General features: G+C 42.4%; 17 protein-coding genes. All 17 read left to right on the forward strand.

Features of this window, described 5'->3' with window-relative positions; translation table 11 throughout:
• Positions 1-20: 20 nt before the first annotated feature.
• Positions 21-1775: an arsenical pump-driving ATPase gene (gene arsA / locus Q7U33_RS09945; RefSeq protein WP_304860366.1), complete on the forward strand. Its 1755-nt coding sequence runs from the start codon at positions 21-23 to the stop codon at positions 1773-1775.
• 143 nt (positions 1776-1918) lie between these two features.
• Positions 1919-2965 (forward strand): ACR3 family arsenite efflux transporter, encoded by a 1047-nt coding sequence (arsB, locus tag Q7U33_RS09950; protein ID WP_304860369.1) that lies wholly within the window; start codon positions 1919-1921, stop codon positions 2963-2965.
• 164 nt (positions 2966-3129) lie between these two features.
• On the forward strand, positions 3130-3441 hold the full coding sequence (locus Q7U33_RS09955; RefSeq protein ID WP_304860371.1) for a pyrimidine/purine nucleoside phosphorylase: 312 nt from the start codon (positions 3130-3132) through the stop codon (positions 3439-3441).
• Between the two features lie 99 nt (positions 3442-3540).
• On the forward strand, positions 3541-4035 hold the full coding sequence (locus tag Q7U33_RS09960; protein ID WP_019898795.1) for a YajQ family cyclic di-GMP-binding protein: 495 nt from the start codon (positions 3541-3543) through the stop codon (positions 4033-4035).
• 45 nt (positions 4036-4080) lie between these two features.
• Positions 4081-5493, forward strand: coding sequence for a 3-isopropylmalate dehydratase large subunit (gene leuC, locus Q7U33_RS09965; RefSeq protein ID WP_304860373.1), 1413 nt, complete (start codon positions 4081-4083; stop codon positions 5491-5493).
• Positions 5494-5523: 30 nt separating this feature from the next.
• Positions 5524-5652 (forward strand): entericidin A/B family lipoprotein, encoded by a 129-nt coding sequence (locus Q7U33_RS09970; protein ID WP_304860375.1) that lies wholly within the window; start codon positions 5524-5526, stop codon positions 5650-5652.
• Positions 5652-6290 carry a 3-isopropylmalate dehydratase small subunit gene (gene leuD, locus Q7U33_RS09975; RefSeq protein ID WP_304860377.1) on the forward strand — a complete coding sequence of 213 codons (639 nt, stop codon included), beginning with the start codon at positions 5652-5654 and terminating at the stop codon, positions 6288-6290. The genes Q7U33_RS09970 and leuD overlap by 1 nt, the downstream gene beginning before the upstream one ends.
• 100 nt (positions 6291-6390) lie before the next feature.
• Entirely contained in the window at positions 6391-7446 is a 1056-nt protein-coding gene (leuB, locus tag Q7U33_RS09980; RefSeq protein ID WP_304860380.1) for a 3-isopropylmalate dehydrogenase, read from the forward strand.
• A 102-nt stretch (positions 7447-7548) separates the two neighbouring features.
• Positions 7549-8661 carry an aspartate-semialdehyde dehydrogenase gene (asd, locus tag Q7U33_RS09985; protein ID WP_304860382.1) on the forward strand — a complete coding sequence of 371 codons (1113 nt, stop codon included), beginning with the start codon at positions 7549-7551 and terminating at the stop codon, positions 8659-8661.
• A gap of 119 nt (positions 8662-8780) precedes the next feature.
• Positions 8781-11768, forward strand: coding sequence for a FimV/HubP family polar landmark protein (locus Q7U33_RS09990; protein ID WP_304860384.1), 2988 nt, complete (start codon positions 8781-8783; stop codon positions 11766-11768).
• A 140-nt stretch (positions 11769-11908) separates the two neighbouring features.
• Positions 11909-12553, forward strand: coding sequence for an energy-coupling factor transporter transmembrane component T (locus Q7U33_RS09995; protein ID WP_304860386.1), 645 nt, complete (start codon positions 11909-11911; stop codon positions 12551-12553).
• The gene (truA, locus tag Q7U33_RS10000; protein ID WP_304860389.1) at positions 12550-13335 is read left to right on the forward strand and encodes a tRNA pseudouridine(38-40) synthase TruA; all 786 of its coding nucleotides are present in this window, start codon (positions 12550-12552) and stop codon (positions 13333-13335) included. The genes Q7U33_RS09995 and truA overlap by 4 nt, the downstream gene beginning before the upstream one ends.
• Before the next feature lie 76 nt (positions 13336-13411).
• Entirely contained in the window at positions 13412-14026 is a 615-nt protein-coding gene (locus Q7U33_RS10005) for a phosphoribosylanthranilate isomerase (protein WP_304860392.1), read from the forward strand.
• Between the two features lie 38 nt (positions 14027-14064).
• On the forward strand, positions 14065-15267 hold the full coding sequence (trpB, locus tag Q7U33_RS10010) for a tryptophan synthase subunit beta (RefSeq protein ID WP_304860394.1): 1203 nt from the start codon (positions 14065-14067) through the stop codon (positions 15265-15267).
• A gap of 158 nt (positions 15268-15425) precedes the next feature.
• Positions 15426-16226, forward strand: a complete 801-nt coding sequence (gene trpA, locus Q7U33_RS10015) for a tryptophan synthase subunit alpha (RefSeq protein ID WP_304860396.1) — start codon at positions 15426-15428, stop codon at positions 16224-16226.
• 20 nt (positions 16227-16246) lie between these two features.
• Positions 16247-17110: an acetyl-CoA carboxylase, carboxyltransferase subunit beta gene (gene accD, locus Q7U33_RS10020; RefSeq protein ID WP_304860398.1), complete on the forward strand. Its 864-nt coding sequence runs from the start codon at positions 16247-16249 to the stop codon at positions 17108-17110.
• Positions 17111-17184: 74 nt separating this feature from the next.
• Positions 17185-18361: bifunctional tetrahydrofolate synthase/dihydrofolate synthase (gene folC, locus Q7U33_RS10025; RefSeq protein ID WP_304860400.1), on the forward strand; the 1177-nt coding region annotated here is incomplete at its 3' end.

Raw genomic sequence — 18361 nt, forward strand, 5'->3', positions numbered from 1 at the left:
TGCTCTGCTAAGGATAATCCATGCTATTTCTTGATCAACCACCACGTTTTCTTTTTTTTACTGGTAAGGGTGGCGTGGGAAAAACTTCAATTGCCTGCGCAACGGCAATCCAATTGGCTGAAAACGCTAAGCGCGTTTTACTGGTAAGTACGGATCCTGCATCAAACGTTGGTCAGGTTTTTGGCATTAGCATAGGTAATCATATTACAGCCGTGCCAGCCGTACCTAATTTGGCGGCGCTGGAAATTGATCCGCAAGCTGCCGCACAGGTATATCGTGATCGTATTGTTGGGCCCGTGCGTGGCATTTTACCTGACGATGTTGTTAGAGGGATTGAAGAACAGCTCTCTGGCGCATGTACCACAGAAATTGCAGCTTTTGATGAGTTCACGGCACTTTTAATCGACTCACCTGTGACGGATGATTATGATCACATCGTATTCGATACCGCACCAACTGGGCATACGATTCGCTTACTACAGTTGCCTGGTGCATGGAGTGGTTTTTTAGAAGAGGGCAAGGGTGATGCGTCATGCCTGGGGCCTTTATCTGGCCTAGAAAAACAACGCGAACAATACAAGGCTGCAGTTGACGCACTTGCAGATGGCAAACGTACTAGATTGATTCTCGTTGCGCGAGCGCAGCAGTCCACCTTACGAGAAGTTGCACGCACCCATAAAGAACTGGCAGGTATTGGTTTAAAACAACAATACTTGGTTATTAATGGCATTTTGCCAAAAATCGAGGCTGAAACTGATAGGTTGGCAGCTGCAATTTATCAGCGCGAACAGTCTAGTCTCAACGCGATTCCAGAGGTGTTAAAACAACTCCCGAGAGATTTAGTGGCACTCAAAGCGTTTGACTTGGTTGGGCTGGATGCCTTGCGACAGCTTTTAATAGATAGCCCTTATCAAGTGCATGATGTTAGTGATTCGCTTGTTGAAGTGAGTAAGCAAAGCCTGTCTCAGCTTGTTGATGGGATTGCAAAAGAAGGTCATGGCTTAGTGATGACGATGGGCAAAGGTGGTGTTGGTAAAACCACGATAGCCGCAGCCGTAGCTGTTGAGTTGGCTAGTCGCGGTTTACCTGTACACCTCACTACATCAGACCCAGCGGCTCATTTGTCAGACACGTTGAACGGTAACCTTGATAATTTAACTGTGAGCCGAATTAATCCACATGAAGAAACTGAACGCTACCGCCAAAATGTACTGGATAGTAAAGGCGCGCAATTGGATGCGCATGGTCGTGCTTTGCTAGAAGAGGATTTGCGCTCTCCGTGTACGGAGGAAATTGCAGTATTTCAAGCATTCTCAAGGATTATCCGTGAAGCGGGTAAAAAGTTTGTTGTCATGGATACAGCGCCGACAGGACACACGTTGTTATTACTTGATGCAACAGGTGCATATCACCGTGAAGTGGCTCGTCAAATGGATAAAGCTCATTTGCACTACACGACACCAATGATGCAGTTACAAGATCCAAAGCAAACTAAAATACTGATCGTCACACTTGCAGAAAAGACGCCCGTATTGGAAGCGGCTAACTTGCAAGAGGATCTGCGTCGCGCTGGTATTGAGCCTTGGGCATGGGTAATTAATAATAGCATTGCTGCAACAACCACTACCTCTGCCTTGTTGCATCAAAGAGCGCTTAATGAGTTGGTGGAAATTAATACAGTAGCCGAGCAATATGCAAAACGCTATGCCTTGGTACCGATGCTGAAGGAAGAGCCTGTTGGTGTTGAGAGACTTCATCAACTCGCCAGCGGTTGATAGGTGCTTGTTGAGTTTTTGCACCAAAGTGAAAAAAGCATGATGGTTTTTTGCGTCTTGCTGTAGTTAGTTGGCGCTTAAATTAGTGCTTTAATTTAAATAAAATAATCGTAACATCTCAATTAATAATAGACATAATCATCATGAAATCAAATCAATCAATAGCACCAATGAGTATTTTTGAACGATATCTCACGTTTTGGGTGGGTATATGTATCATAGTGGGCATTACATTAGGTCAGCTTTTCCCAAACCTATTTCAAGCAATAGGCCAAATGGAGTTTGCGCAAGTTAATTTGCCCGTTGGCTTGTTAATTTGGGTCATGATTATTCCAATGTTGGTGAAAGTCGATTTTGGTGCATTGCATGAAGTCAGAATGCATATTAAGGGTATTGGTGTGACTTTGTTCGTTAATTGGTTTGTAAAGCCGTTTTCAATGGCTTTTCTTGGCTGGTTATTTATCCGAAATTTATTTGCCCCGATGCTACCGCCTGATCAGATTGACAGCTATATTGCTGGCTTAATCTTACTTGCTGCAGCACCATGTACCGCAATGGTATTTGTATGGAGCAGACTCACTAATGGCGACCCATTGTTCACGTTGTCACAGGTGGCATTGAATGACACCATTATGATTTTTGCGTTTGCGCCAATTGTAGCTTTACTGCTAGGTATTTCAGCCATTACTGTGCCTTGGGCAACGTTGGTCACTTCAGTAGTACTCTATATTGTTATTCCAGTAATTTTAGCTCAACTATGGCGTAAAGCTTTATTGCGGGGTGGGCAAAAGCAGTTTGACGCAGCGATGGAGAAAATCGGACCTTGGTCAATCAGTGCGCTTTTGATTACATTGGTATTATTGTTTGCTTTCCAAGGAGAGGCTATTTTAAAACAACCTCTGGTCATCGCCCTGTTGGCTGTTCCCATTTTGATTCAAGTTTTCTTTAACTCAGCTTTAGCTTATTGGTTGAACAAGAAGGTTGGAGAGAAACACAATATAGCTTGCCCATCTGCGCTTATCGGCGCAAGTAACTTTTTTGAGCTTGCTGTCGCTGCAGCAATCGGCATATTTGGATTTAACTCAGGTGCAGCGTTGGCGACAGTAGTGGGCGTGTTAATTGAAGTGCCAGTAATGCTACTGGTGGTCAAAGTGGTCAACGAAAGCAAGGGGTGGTACGAGTTGTCGTAATTGTCACAATCTTTATCTTGAGTGTAGTCAAAAAGAAGTGCTTTATATTTAATAATCAAATTTAGTTAAATAGCCAATTTCACTACCATTTGCTAGTCATTTATTGGTTTGGTAAACCTTTTCTGCGATAATAGTGTTTTGATTTTTTCTGAAAGCTAAAGTAAATGGCACAATTTGATAATGTCAGCGTTAAAAAGAAAGCTAATATTTACTTTGATGGTAAATGCGTTAGTCACACTGTGATGTTTCCTAACGGAACGCGGAGTACGATTGGTGTTATCTTCCCAAGTACGCTTACATTTAACACGGCAGCACCTGAGTTGATGGAAATTAATGCTGGTGTTTGTAAAGTACGCTTACAAGGCGAAAGTGACTGGAAAACATACAGCGAAGGTGAAAAATTCACCGTGCCAGGCAATTCATCATTTGATATCGAAACAGTAGAGACATTAGATTACGTTTGCCATTTTGAGTAATGGTAATAGGTTGTGCGATATTTACTGGGCATCTCGGTAAGTATTTGCGCATTTTATCTATGACGATAATCTGCTTTATAAATAATATAGGGGTGATTTATGCCTTCATTTGATATTTCTTCAGAAGTCGATATGGTCGCTTTGAAGAACGCGATTGATACAGCTGGTAAGCAAATTACCAATCGTTATGACTTTAAAGGTAGTTCAGCTAAAGTTGAGTTGAATGAAAAAGACAGTGTGATTACCCTGTTTGGGGATAATGACTTTCAGCTTGATCAGGTAAAAGATATTTTGTTGCCAGCGATGGAAAAGAAAGAACCTGATTCGTCTAAACGTCTGGATCATAAAGATGTCCAAAAAGTATCTGGAAACAAAGTGAAGCAAGAGATGAAAATCCGCGCGGGTATTGATACTGACTTGGCTAAACGGATTACTAAGCTCATTAAAGACTCTGGCATGAAAGTGCAAGCGAGTATTCAGGGTGATACAGTCCGTGTCAATGGCGCTAAGCGTGATATCTTGCAAGACGCGATTGCATTTGTAAAAAAGAATGTGACGGATTTTCCGTTACAGTTTGGTAATTTTAGAGATTAAGTTGGCGCGGCTTTTTATTGGCGGCACTTAAAAAAGCAGAGAAATATGGCAAAAACGTTATACGATAAATTGTTTGATTCCCACGTTGTGACTGAGGAAAACGGCACGGCGCTGATTTATATTGACCGTCATTTGGTGCACGAGGTGACAAGTCCGCAAGCCTTTGAAGGTTTGCGCTTAGCTGGGCGTAAGCCTTGGCGTATTTCATCTATAGTGGCAACGGCAGACCATAACACACCAACGAATGGCTGGGATAAAGGGCTGTCTGGCATTGCTGATCCTGTGGCTCGCTTACAGATAGAAACCTTAAGCGACAATATCCGTGAATTTGGCGCAAAAGCTTACTTTCCATTTATGGATTCTCGCCAAGGGATTGTACATGTGGTCGGCCCTGAGCAGGGTGCTACCTTGCCAGGTATGACCGTGGTTTGCGGTGACTCTCACACAAGTACGCACGGTGCATTTGGTGCATTGGCACATGGTATTGGTACGTCAGAAGTTGAGCATGTGATGGCGACGCAGTGCTTAGTGCAGAAAAAATCTAAAACGATGCAAGTGGTGGTAAATGGCACGTTAGAAAAAGGCGTTACTGCTAAAGATGTAGCACTTGCGATTATCGGTAAAACAGGTACAGCTGGTGGCAATGGCTATGCAATTGAGTTTGCAGGTTCTGTGATACGCAATATGAGCATGGAAGGCCGCATGACTTTATGCAATATGGCGATTGAAGCTGGAGCGCGTGCTGGGATTGTGGCTGTTGACGATACAACGATCAACTATGTAAAAGGCCGTCCATTTTCGCCTAAAGCTGAGCAGTGGGACGCTGCTGTCGCATACTGGAACACTTTACACAGCGACGAGGGTGCGAAGTTTGATGCAATCGTTACGTTGGATGCAGAAGAAATTCAGCCACAAGTGACTTGGGGTACATCACCTGAAATGGTAGTGGGTATTGATGGAAAAGTGCCAAGTTTAGAGATGGCTAAAAATGAAGTTCAGCGTGGTGATTGGGAGCGTGCTTATGCTTACATGGGCTTAACACCCAATACGCCAATTAGTGATATTCAAATCGATAAAGTATTTATTGGTTCTTGCACTAACTCACGTATTGAAGATCTGCGCGCTGCGGCTGCTATTGCAAAAGGCAAGCACATTGCACCTAATGTCAAGCTTGCACTTGTTGTGCCAGGATCTGGCTTGGTGAAGGCGCAAGCTGAACAAGAGGGTTTGGACAAGATATTTACAGAAGCTGGTTTTGAATGGCGCGAGCCAGGCTGTTCTATGTGCTTGGCGATGAACGCTGACCGCTTGGCTTCTGGTGAGCGTTGTGCATCAACTAGTAACCGTAACTTTGAAGGTCGCCAAGGGCAAGGTGGGCGTACGCATTTGGTTAGCCCTGAAATGGCAGCGGCGGCGGCGGTTGCTGGGCATTTTGTTGATGTCAGGCAGTTTGTTTAATTTTCCATAAACAATGATTAGGAGTAATAAATGAATAAATTATTTGTATTGGTGGCGCTTGGTTTTGCACTGGTATTAAGCGGCTGCAACACTTGGCATGGCTTTGGTAAAGACTTGGAACAAGCTGGCGATAAAATTCAGAAAGCACCCAATAACTAATGGAACCATTTGTTAAATTAGAAGGGTTAGTAGCACCGTTGGATCGCGCGAATGTGGATACTGACGCTATTATTCCTAAACAGTTTTTGAAATCAATCAAACGTAGTGGTTTTGGCCCAAACGCATTTGATGAATGGCGTTATTTAGACCAAGGTGAGCCTGGTGTGGATAATAGCAAGCGCCCGATAAATCCTGATTTTGTGTTAAATCAGTCACGCTATCAAGGTGCTAGTGTGTTATTAACACGTGAAAATTTTGGATGTGGTTCTAGTCGAGAGCATGCACCATGGGCGTTGGAGGACTATGGTTTTAAAGTGATTGTTGCGCCTAGCTTTGCTGATATTTTCTTTAACAACTGCTTCAAAAATGGCATGTTGCCTATTGTATTGAGTGCAGATGTTGTTGATGGCTTGTTTAATCAAGTCGCTGCAACTGAAGGTTACAAGCTTAATGTTGATTTAGGTGCGCAAACCATTACAACACCAACAGGCGAAGTGCATTCATTTGAAGTAGATGCTTTCCGTAAGCATTGCTTGTTAAACGGATTAGATGATATCGGTTTAACCATGCAACAACAGGATAAAATTAAGGCGTTTGAGCTTAATCATCAACAAACTCAGCCATGGCTTTTTAACTAAGGTTATTAAACCTGTAGGGGGTTAAAGCTCCGTTGGAAATAGCCCTGTTAGTCTCGTTCAAATTTAGTTTAGTAAATTTAAGTTTAAGAAAGTTATTTTCATGAAAATAGCAGTATTGCCAGGTGATGGTATTGGCCCAGAAATCGTTGCACAAGCGGTTAAAGTTTTAAATGCACTTAATTTAGATATCAGCATGACTGAGGCGCCAATTGGTGGTGCTGGTTATGAAGCTTCAGGCGATCCTTTGCCAGATGCAACTTTAAAGTTGGCTAAAGAATCAGATGCTGTTTTATTAGGCGCGGTTGGTGACTGGAAGTACGATAAACTTGAGCGTCACTTGCGCCCTGAACGTGGTTTGTTACGTATTCGTAAAGAGCTAAACCTTTTTGCTAACTTGCGTCCCGCATTATTGTATCCAGAGCTAGCCTCTGCATCTACATTGAAGCCTGAAGTGGTTTCAGGCTTAGATATTATGATTGTGCGTGAGCTAACGGGAGACATTTACTTTGGCCAACCACGTGGCATTTCTAAATTAGAAAATGGTGAGCGTGAAGGCGTAAACACTATGCGCTATAACGAGTCTGAGATTCGTCGTATTGGTCGTGTGGCTTTTGATATTGCGATGAAGCGTAATAAAAAAGTGTGCTCTGTGGATAAGGCTAACGTGCTAGAGGCAACTGAGTTATGGCGTCAAGTCATGATTGAGTTGTCGGCTGAGTATCCTGATGTCGAATTGAGCCATATGTATGTAGATAATGCAGCGATGCAGTTAATTCGTGCACCTAAGCAGTTTGATGTGATGGTAACAGGCAATATTTTTGGCGACATCTTGTCAGATGAAGCATCTATGCTCACAGGCTCTATCGGCATGTTGCCGTCTGCCTCTTTAGATGAAAACAATAAAGGTATGTATGAGCCTAGCCACGGCTCAGCACCTGACATTGCGGGTAAAGATATTGCTAACCCTTTAGCGACAATTCTTTCAGTTGCCATGATGTTGCGTTACACGGTTAATGACGAAGCCAATGCGCAACGTGTAGAAAATGCAGTGAAAAATGCACTGGCACAAGGCTATAGAACAGCTGATATCTGGACAGAAGGTTCAAATAAAGTTGGTTGTAATGCAATGGGTGATGCTGTAGTTGCAGCCCTTTAATCTAGTGATTTTGTTGACGCAGTCTTAGTGTGATTAGCGTTTATTTCACTACCCTGTTGGATTTGTTTCAGTAACCGTTAATTATTAAAAGTGGAAAATAAAATGCTTAAAGTAGGTTTTGTTGGCTGGCGTGGCATGGTTGGTTCTGTTTTGATGCAGCGCATGTTAGAAGAAAATGACTTTGCACTCATTCAGCCGCAATTTTTCACAACCTCACAAGTGGGAGGTAAAGGCCCAAATGTGGGGAAAGAAACACCCGCATTATTGGATGCTAAGGAGATTAACGCGCTTAAAGTGATGGATGCTATCGTGTCTTGTCAAGGCGGCGACTATACCACTGAGATTTTTCCGCAGTTACGCTCGGCTGGCTGGAATGGGCATTGGATTGATGCGGCCTCAACACTACGTATGGAGAGTGACGCAGTGATTGTGCTAGATCCAGTCAATATGCATGTTATTCAAGATGCTTACACTAACGGCAATAAGAACTGGGTTGGCGGTAACTGTACAGTGTCATTAATGCTAATGGCTTTAAATGGATTGTTTAAAGCAGATTTAGTCGAGTGGGCAACCTCAATGACCTACCAAGCTGCTTCTGGAGCAGGTGCGCAGAATATGCGTGAATTGCTTAATCAAATGGGGGAGGCACACCGAGTAGCAAGTGACTTCTTGAAGGACCCCGCTTCTGCAATTTTAGATATCGACAGAGAAGTGGCTGGTACGTTGCGTGATGAACGTTTCCCTACAGCACAGTTTGGCGTGCCTTTAGCTGGAAGCCTTATTCCTTGGATTGATAAAGATTTAGGAAATGGCCAAAGTAAAGAAGAATGGAAAGGCGGCGTTGAAACTAATAAGATTTTGGGCCGTGAAGCGAATCCTGTGCTGATTGATGGGCTATGTGTGCGAATTGGCGCAATGCGTTGTCATAGTCAAGCGCTAACCATTAAGCTTAAAAAAGATGTGCCAATGGATGAAATTAGCCAAATGTTGGCCGAAGCAAACCAATGGGCTAAAGTAATTCCAAACGAGCGTGAAGTTAGCATGCGCGAGTTAACGCCAGCTGCGGTTACTGGCACACTAACCACCCCAGTGGGTAGATTGCGTAAGCTAAATATGGGTAACGACTATCTTTCTGCATTTACGGTAGGTGACCAGTTGCTATGGGGAGCAGCTGAGCCATTGCGTCGTATGTTGCGGATTTTAATAGAAAAATAAATCCATTTAAAGAAATTCTTGATTGTAAAAACATTTTACTAAACGCCCTAGCTAGATGGCGGCTAAATATAATGTGCATTATGAGCTTGCATACCTAACTATTTGATGTTATTTTCATAATGCAAATATTTAGTACGTTTAAAGGTAGCGATGTGCGTAAATCAAAAATAAAGCAAATTTCGTTAGCGGTCTGCATGGCGTTCATGCCAATCATTGGCTACACAGCAGGCTTAGGGAAGCTAAATGTTAATTCAGGGTTGGGTGAGTCATTAAAAATAGACGTAGAACTTCTATCTGTTACTCCAGAAGAACTGTCTACCTTGACAGCAGCAATTGCTTCAGATGAGGCATATAATGTACAGGGGATTACTCGCCTTGGTATTCACAATAACATTAAAGTTGATCTAGCTAAAAGTGATGCTGGCGCACCAATTTTAAGAATCCGTTCAACTATACCTATCAATGATCCATACTTGGATATGTTAATCCAAGTTGACTGGGCATCAGGGCGTTTGTTACGCGAATATACAGTTTTACTAGATCCTCCTGAGTACAAACAGGCGGCTAATTCAGCTTTTGATTTTTCACCAGTTACCAAGCCAATTGCTAGTACGGGTGTATCTACTAGCTCTAATACACAACGTTCTTTAGCATCAAATACAAGTAAATCTTCCAAGAAAAAGGCTAGCGCTGTTAAACCTGAGGATGCTCTGCAAAAAGAAGCTGCTGAGGACGAACTCACTACTAAACGTGGTGATACATTAGCTGCAATAGCGCACAAGATGCAGGTTGAGGGTGTAAGCCTTGACCAAATGTTAGTAGGATTGTTTGAAAATAACAGATCTGCTTTTGCTAATGACAATATGAACCAACTAAAGGTTGGGCAAATCATTAAGGCACCTTCTGCTGAAACATTGAACTCAATTGATCCAAAGCAAGCAAAGCAAGCACTGAAAGTACATGCATCTAACTGGAATGCGTATCGAAACTCTCTTGCAGGAAATGTAAAGACGACACTAGCTTCAGAAGAGAGTGAACCCAAGCAATCAGCATCAGGGAAAATTGCTTCAGCAGAAGACAAATCTGCCGTTGTTAAGCCAGGTGCGCAGGATGTCGTGAAACTTTCTGCAGGTGATAAAAATGTCGTTCCTAATCAAAAATCAGGAGCGGCTGAAGCCGATGCAAAAATTGCAGCACTACAAGAAGAGGCAACTGCACGCGAAAATGCCCTGAAAGAATCATTATCACGTGCGGCGGCATTAGAAAAGCAAATTGAAGATATGCAAAAGTTATTGGCGCTGAAAAATCAGACCATGACTGAGTTGCAAAAAAGTGCAGAGCTAGCTTCTGTGCCAGAAGTTGAAAAGCCTATAGCTGAGACGCCAGTAATTACAGAGTCTATAGCAGTCAAAGCTGATCCTGAAAAGCAAGCGGTAACCAAAGCTCCCCCACCTGAGCCTACTCCAGAACCATCTTTCATTGAGAGTTTATTGGCTAGCTTAGATATTAAATTGCTAGGCGGGACATCTGCCTTATTGGTATTGGGTGCTGGATGGTTGTTTTTGCGTAATAAGCGTAGGAAAGAGCTCGATAGCTTTGAACGCGGTATTCTGACATCAGGTGGATTACGTGCAAATACCGTGTTTGGTAATACCACTGGTAATTCTAGTACGTCAGATACATCCTTCCTCACTGACTTCGCGCAGAGTGCTGATGGCAGCATGATTGACACTAACGATGTTGATCCTATCGCTGAAGCTGAAGTTTATATGGCTTATGGGCGTGATGCGCAAGCTGAAGAAATACTCAAAGATGCTATTCTCAAAGAGCCAAAACGATATGAATTACATCTGAAGCTGTTGGAAATGTATGCTGGACGTAAAGATGTTTCTGCATTTGAGGCCGTTGCTGGAGAGTTATATACCACTTTAGGTGCCGATGACCCTACTTGGGCAAAAGTTGCTGAGATGGGTGAAAAATTAGAGCCAGAAAATCCACTTTATGATGTTTCAAGTCTTGCCACCATAGCTCCTTCAGAGCAGTCGACTCAGAATGGTTTGATTGCAGCTGAAATGCTCTCGTCAAAAGATGTTAGCTTAGACTTTTCTTTAGATGATGTTTCTAGCGCTTCTCTTCAAGCAAGTGATGCAGTGCAGGAGAGTGAAGAGTCTAAACCCATCCTGTTAGCAGCTAGTGAGCCTGCAGTTGAGTTTAGCCCGAGCCCAGCAGTGGTTGAAAGTTTTGCTTCAGCCCAAGTTGCTGATGAAAGTCTTGATTTTGATTTAGGTATTCCTGAAGTTGAGCCTGAGCGAGCTAACGAGTCGATGCTTGCTGACAGTGCTGTGACAGAGGAAGCAGTGAATTCACTTGATGATAATACATTAGAGTTTACATTTGGTTCTGATGGTGTGGGCGAGACATCTGCATTAACGCCAGATAATTTGGAGTCTGAAGCTACATTAAACGACCCAACCTCTTTTGAAGTGCCATCGTTTCTTGAAACAGCACCTAATATTGAATTTGTGAGTGAGTCTGCAGAAAGTAATTCTCCAGAATTAAAAGATGAGTTGAGTGTTGAGGATAGTTCTATAGACTTTTCTATTCCAGAGCCTGTGGCATTTGAAATACCAGATACGCCGATAGAGATATCATTTGATATTCCATCAGATAAAATCGAGGATGCTAGTCTTTCTGATAATCTACTTCAAACTGAAAACCTAGTTATAGCTAATAAAGCTGATCAATCTTCAGTTGAGAGTGTTAATTTTGATTTCCCACTTGATGACGAGTTGGAGATGACTGAAATTAATACTAAAGATTCTGTGGCTGATGTTACTACTAATGATTTTGACTTTTCTGCAATAAGCTTAGATTTAGGTGATGATGATGCTCAAGCTTTGATTGAGAAAGCTGATGATGGACTTGCTTCTGAGTTATCTGACTCTGCAGCTTCTGAAAATCAAGATGTAGAGATTAAGCTAGATTTAGTTGCGGCATACATTGATATGGATGATAAAGAAGGTGCACGTGAGCTGCTAGAAGAAGTGTTAAAAGAAGGTGGCCCACTACAAAAATCAAAAGCTGAGCAATTGTTAGCAGGATTATAGTGATAAGCGAAACAAAAAGGCCGAGCATCTGCTCGGCCTTTTTGTTCATCATAAGTCTGTTTATTATATAGCCTAAAGAGTGAAGTTAGCTTGATTTTAATTATTGTAAAAATATACCTTGTGACTAGAGTTTGTTAATCATGGATTCACCAACTATGCACCCCTTTGTTAAGGTGTTAATGTTCTTATTGATACTATTAGTTGCTGGTGTTGTGGGGTCTCGGTTATTGATGGCAATATTGCTAACACTCTGCTTGTTGGCGATTAAACTACAGTTCAAAGTTTTTTGGACTACATTAAAGCGGATGCGTTGGTTTTTCTTTTCGATATTCTTAATCTATGCATTCGGTACCCCAGGAGAGTTTGTTCCTCATTTTCCATTAAGTATTGCGCCAAGTTTTGAAGGGTTGCATCTTGGAGTATTGCAAATATCAAGGTTGATCGTCGCACTAGCGGCGCTTAGTGTATTGCTAACTACAACGACTAAAGAGGAGCTGATGCTGGCGTTATATATGCTGTTGCAGCCTTTAAAATACATTGGTCTAGATGTGAAGAAATTCTCAGTTCGCTTGTTGCTTACCCTTAATTACGTTGACGAGGTTGCAATCAAAAGTAAAGCAAATTTTAGTTTTAGACACTTTAATGATATCCATCGCGAGCTAGAGGCTCTGCCAGTTGTCGATGTTGTCTATTTTGAGAAGAGCGCTTTTAATTTAACAGATAAAATTGTGATGGTTGTGATGTTGTTTGGTTTAGGGGTGATGATTGCGATGAGGTTTTTGTGAAGGTCGCTTTAGGAGTGTCTTATGATGGCTCGCTATTTTGTGGATGGCAGAGTCAGCCGTCAGCTTGTGGTGTACAAGATGCATTGGAATCGGCGATTCAGAGTGTTGCGCAACATGTAGTTAGAGTGCATGCGGCAGGCAGAACAGATACAGGTGTTCATGGCTTAGGCCAGGTTGTGCATTTTGATACTGATGCAAATCGGCCCTTATCTGCGTGGGTGCGAGGGGTTAATGCGCATCTACCTGAAACGGTACGAGTGGAGTGGGCGCATGAAGTAGGTGAAGATTTTCATGCACGATTTTCTGCATTTAGTAGAAGTTATCAGTATTTGCTATACAACGCGCCCGTAGCTTCAGCAATAATGGCTAATAAAGCGGGCTGGTTTCATTTGCCTTTAGACTATGCAGCAATGCGCGATGCTGCCACATATTTAGTTGGCGAGCATGATTTTACGGCTTTTCGTGCGTCCGAATGTCAGGCAAAAACCGCTGTCAGAACCTTATCCAAAGCAGAGGTTCTAAACGCTGGGCAATACTTTCTGTTTAACTTCTCAGCCAATGCCTTTTTGCAACATCAGGTACGTAACATGGTCGGCGCGTTAATTTATATTGGAAAAGGTAAATATCCACCCAGTTATATGCAAGCGTTGTTGCAAAACAAGGATCGCACATTGTCGCCACCAACATTTTCTCCAAGTGGTTTGTATTTAACCGATGTTGGGTATGACGAGAAGTGGGGTTTGCCAAAAAGTATTCAGTCAGGCTTGAAAATATTGGTTTAGCGTTACAATGACATCGCCTATTGTTAATAGTAAGTAATGCAAGTGACTTTGTTCGCACAAGTTAAAGGATATGGGTTTGAGAGTTAGAGTTAAAATTTGTGGTATTACTAGGGTAGAAGATGCTTTATCAGCTGTAGCACATGGTGCTGATGCGATAGGTTTGGTTTTTTATGCGCCAAGCTCGCGAGCTGTGTCTATTGAGCAAGCGGTTCAGATTGTCAACAAAATTCCAGCGTTTGTGAGTGTCGTTGGCTTGTTTGTCAATGCTGAAGAGCGTTTTGTTCGTCATGTAATCTCGAATGTTGCGTTAGATTTACTTCAATTTCATGGAGATGAAACACCTGAAGAATGCTCGCGCTATGACTTACCTTTTATCAAGGCAATTCGCGTTAAGTCAGACACAAATTTGGTACAATGTGCGAAAGATTATTCTGCATCCAGAGCATTGTTGTTAGACACCTATACGGAAGGTGTGGCTGGAGGTACGGGACATGTGTTTGATTGGGGTTTAATCCCATCTAATTTAAATAAGCCAGTCGTATTAGCTGGTGGGTTAACAGCGGAGAATGTTGCCTTAGCGATTCAACAAGTTAAGCCTTATGCAGTTGATGTGAGTGGTGGTGTGGAATTATCAAAAGGAATTAAAGATGCAGCAAAAATTGCTGCATTTATGCAACAAGTCTATTTGTAATTTGCACAGAGTGCAGTAAGTTTAAGTGGAGATTGAATATGCAGCTTTATGATATGCCAGATGCACGTGGGCATTTTGGTCAGTTCGGTGGTACTTTTGTCGCGGAAACATTGGTTGAGGCACTTGATGAGTTACGTTTGATGTATGAAAAATATCGCCATGACCCTGAGTTCTTAGCTGAGTATTCATATGATTTGAAACATTTTGTTGGTCGTCCAAGCCCGATTTATCATGCAAAACGCTTATCTGATCAAATTGGCGGTGCTCAAATCTTCTTGAAACGTGAGGATTTGAACCATACTGGCGCGCATAAAATCAATAATACGATTGGTCAGGCGTTACTTGCAAAGCGCATGGGTAAACCTAGAGTGATTGCTGAGACTGGCGCTGGACAACACGGCGTTGCCACAGCTACTATCGCAGCACGTTTGGGATTAGAGTGTGTGGTATACATGGGTAGTGAAGACGTTAAACGTCAGGCGCCTAATGTATTCAGAATGAAGTTATTAGGTGCTACGGTTGTGCCTGTTGAAAGTGGCTCTAAAACACTTAAAGATGCACTCAATGAAGCGATGCGTGATTGGGTGACTAATGTGCATAATACTTTTTATATCATCGGAACCGTTGCTGGTCCGCATCCATACCCAATGATGGTACGTGATTTCCAAGCCGTGATTGGCATCGAAGCAAAAGAACAAATGATGGAAATGGCAGGGCGTCAGCCTGATGCTGTCGTGGCATGTGTTGGTGGTGGTTCAAACGCGATGGGTATATTCTATCCGTATATTGATGTGCCTAATGTTAGATTAATTGGCGTTGAAGCCGCAGGCCATGGGATTGAGACAGGTATGCATGCTGCACCGCTTACTGCAAATAGCCCAGTTGGTGTTTTACATGGCAATCGTACTTACCTAATGCAAGATGTAGACGGTCAGATTATCGAGACGCATTCTGTTTCAGCTGGTTTAGATTACCCTGGTGTGGGTCCAGAGCATGCATGGCTGAAAGATATTAAGCGCGCGGAATATGTGGCGATTACTGATGATGAGGCAATGGCTGCATTTCATAATTTATGCCGCACAGAAGGCATTATCCCTGCATTAGAATCTAGCCATGCGTTAGCACATGCACAAAAAATGGCTAAAACCATGAGTAAAGATCAAATCGTGTTGGTTAACTTATCTGGCCGTGGTGATAAAGATATCAACACGGTTGCTAAGCTTGCAAACATTACTTTATAAACTTTAACGTTAAGGGGAGTTTTAAGTCAGATACTTTCAAATAAATTATATGTAGCGCTGGACTAGATTAATACAGCATGCGCATGAGTTTTGTGAAGTGATTCAATTGATTAAAATTTTGCCTTATATAAATTAACTAGTACAACATTAAGCTACCTATGTCACGAATTCAAACAACTTTTGCTACTTTAAAACAGCAAGGTAAAACAGCCTTGATTCCCTATATCACTGCAGGTGATCCACATCCTAAGCACACTGTTAATTTAATGCACACTTTAGTTAAAAATGGCGCAGACATGATTGAGCTTGGCGTACCGTTTTCTGATCCGATGGCAGATGGGCCCGTTATTCAGCGTGCTAGCGAACGCGCTTTGGTGCATAAAGTTGGGTTAACAGCAGTGTTAGCGATGGTGAAAGAGTTTCGCCAAACCAATCAAACAACGCCGATTGTATTAATGGGTTATGCTAATCCGATTGAAGCGATTGGGCCGACAGTGTTTGCTGACAGAGCAAAAACTGCAGATGTTGATGGTGTGATTACTGTGGATTATCCGCCAGAAGAGTGCAGTGAGTTTGTTAAAGAGTTACGCGCACGTGATATCGATCCTGTGTTCTTGTTGTCACCAACCACCGAACCAAAGCGTGTTGAGTTAATTGTTAATCAGGCAAGTGGCTTTGTATACTATGTGTCACTCAAAGGAGTTACTGGTGCTGCGAATTTAGATATTGTAGAAGTTTCTGCACGCGTAGCTTCTATACGTGAGCAAACAAATCTACCTGTTGGAGTAGGATTTGGTATACGGGATGCAGCTACAGCAAAAGCAACAGCAGCGATTGCTGATGCGGTTGTTGTAGGTAGCCGTATGGTGCAGGAGATTGAAGCTTCTAATGATGATAATTTATTAGAGAATGTCGCTGCATTGATGAAAGAATTAAAAACCGCAGTTGACGCTGCGTAATTTGTTAAAAAGGATATGCAATGGGTTGGTTAAATAAATTACCGCAAAAAATTCAACGTGTTGTTGGTGCTGATAAGAAAACAGTGCCAGAAGGATTATGGAGTAAGTGTTCATCTTGCCAGTCTGTGCTTTATCGTAAAGATTTAGAAGACAATTCGGAAGTCTGTCCTAAATGTGGATATCACAATCGTATAGGCGCGCGTGCACGTTTAGCGCAGCTGCTAGATGTTGAAGGCCAATTCGAGATTGGTGCTAATGTACAGCCAATTGACCCACTTAAATTTAAAGATAGCAAAAGCTATGCTGAGCGTATTAAAGAGTCGCAAAAAGCCGTCAATGAAAAAGATGCCTTAATCGTGATGCAGGGTAGTATCAAATCAGTGCCAGCGGTTGTTGCGGTGTTTGAGTTCAAGTTCATGGGTGGTTCTATGGGCTCTGTTGTGGGTGAGCGTTTTGCGCGTGGCGTACAAACTGCGATTGACAATAAAATGGCATTTATTTGTATTTCTGCCAGTGGTGGTGCACGTATGCAAGAAGGTTTGTTATCGCTCATGCAAATGGCAAAAACCAGTGCAGCACTCACGCAATTAAGTAAAGCCGGTTTGCCATATATCTCGGTTTTGACAGACCCAACAATGGGTGGAGTTTCTGCTAGTTTTGCCATGTTAGGTGATGTTATTGTGGCAGAACCACAAGCTTTGATTGGCTTTGCAGGCCCTCGTGTGATTGAGCAGACCGTTCGTGAGACATTGCCCGATGGCTTCCAGCGAGCAGAGTTTCTACTAGAGCATGGTGCAATTGACTTGATTATTGATCGCCGTGAGATGCGTAATCGATTAGCTTCACTTTTAGCTAATTTAATGCGTTTACCAGCTGTAGCTTAATATCTGGTTTGATTATATTTTAAACTTAGCGATTAACCTTTAGGACGGACTTTAAATGCATAAAGGTTTTTTGCATGTTTAGTAGTTTGACACCTGAAACGTCACCTAAAGATTTATCAGCTTGGTTAAAATATATTGAGCAACTGCATCCAAACGCCATAGAAATGGGTTTGGATCGCATCAGGAACGTTGCTGATAGATTAGGCTTAAAGCCAGAATTTAAGATTATTACAGTGGCTGGCACCAACGGTAAAGGCTCAACCTGCACCATGTTGTCTCAAATCTATCAACATGCAGGGTATCGTGTAGGTTGTTATACTTCACCACACATTTTACGTTACAACGAACGTGTCAACGTAGATGGTCAAGAAGTCAGTGATGCGTCTTTATGCGCCGCATTTTCTGCTGTTGATGACGCTAGGCAAGGTGGTTTGGATGACCTTGATGCAATATCGCTGACCTATTTTGAAATTGGCACATTAGCGGCTGTGTGGCATTTTATTCAAGCAAAAGTTGATGTTGCGATATTAGAAATAGGGCTTGGCGGTAGATTAGATGCTGTGAATGCCTTTGAACCAGATTGTACGATTGTGACCAATGTAGATTTGGATCATCAGGATATTCTAGGGCACACACGTGAGCTTATTGGTTTTGAAAAGGCTGGCGTCTATAGACCTTTAATTCCAGCAATATGTGGTGATATCAATCCACCTGAATCATTAATTGCTTATGCGAAAGAGGTGAATGCTGATTTGAAATGCATACATCATCAATTTGGATATGAAGTAGATGGTTCTGGTTGGCATTATTTAAGTAATCAGCAGCGAATTTACTACTTGCCGACTCCTGCGTTGAAAGGCCAGTATCAACTAAGTAATGCCGCGTGTGCTGTTGCGGCAGTTACAATGCTACAGTCAGTGTTGCCCGTGCCTGTAAAGGCAATTGCAAAAGCAATGCAAGACGTTAAACTCATTGGGAGATTTTATACTGACCCCACATTTCCTTGGTTGATCCTAGATGTTGCACATAACCCTCATGCTGCAGTTGCTTTAGCAGAAAATCTAAAGGCGCTTAAGTTAAAAAATGTAGCTATCAATAATACTGAACGACAGATGAAGGTTTTCTCTGTGTTCTCAATGCTTGCAGATAAAGATATTAAGGGTGTGATTGATGCATTGAAGGACGAAATAAATGATTGGTATATTGCCCCAATTGAACATGCTCGAGGTGCAAGTGTTAGTGCGCTAATAG

Origin of the sequence: Methylotenera sp. (assembly GCF_030653755.1) — a bacterium.
In the GTDB taxonomy this organism is placed as follows: domain Bacteria; phylum Pseudomonadota; class Gammaproteobacteria; order Burkholderiales; family Methylophilaceae; genus Methylotenera.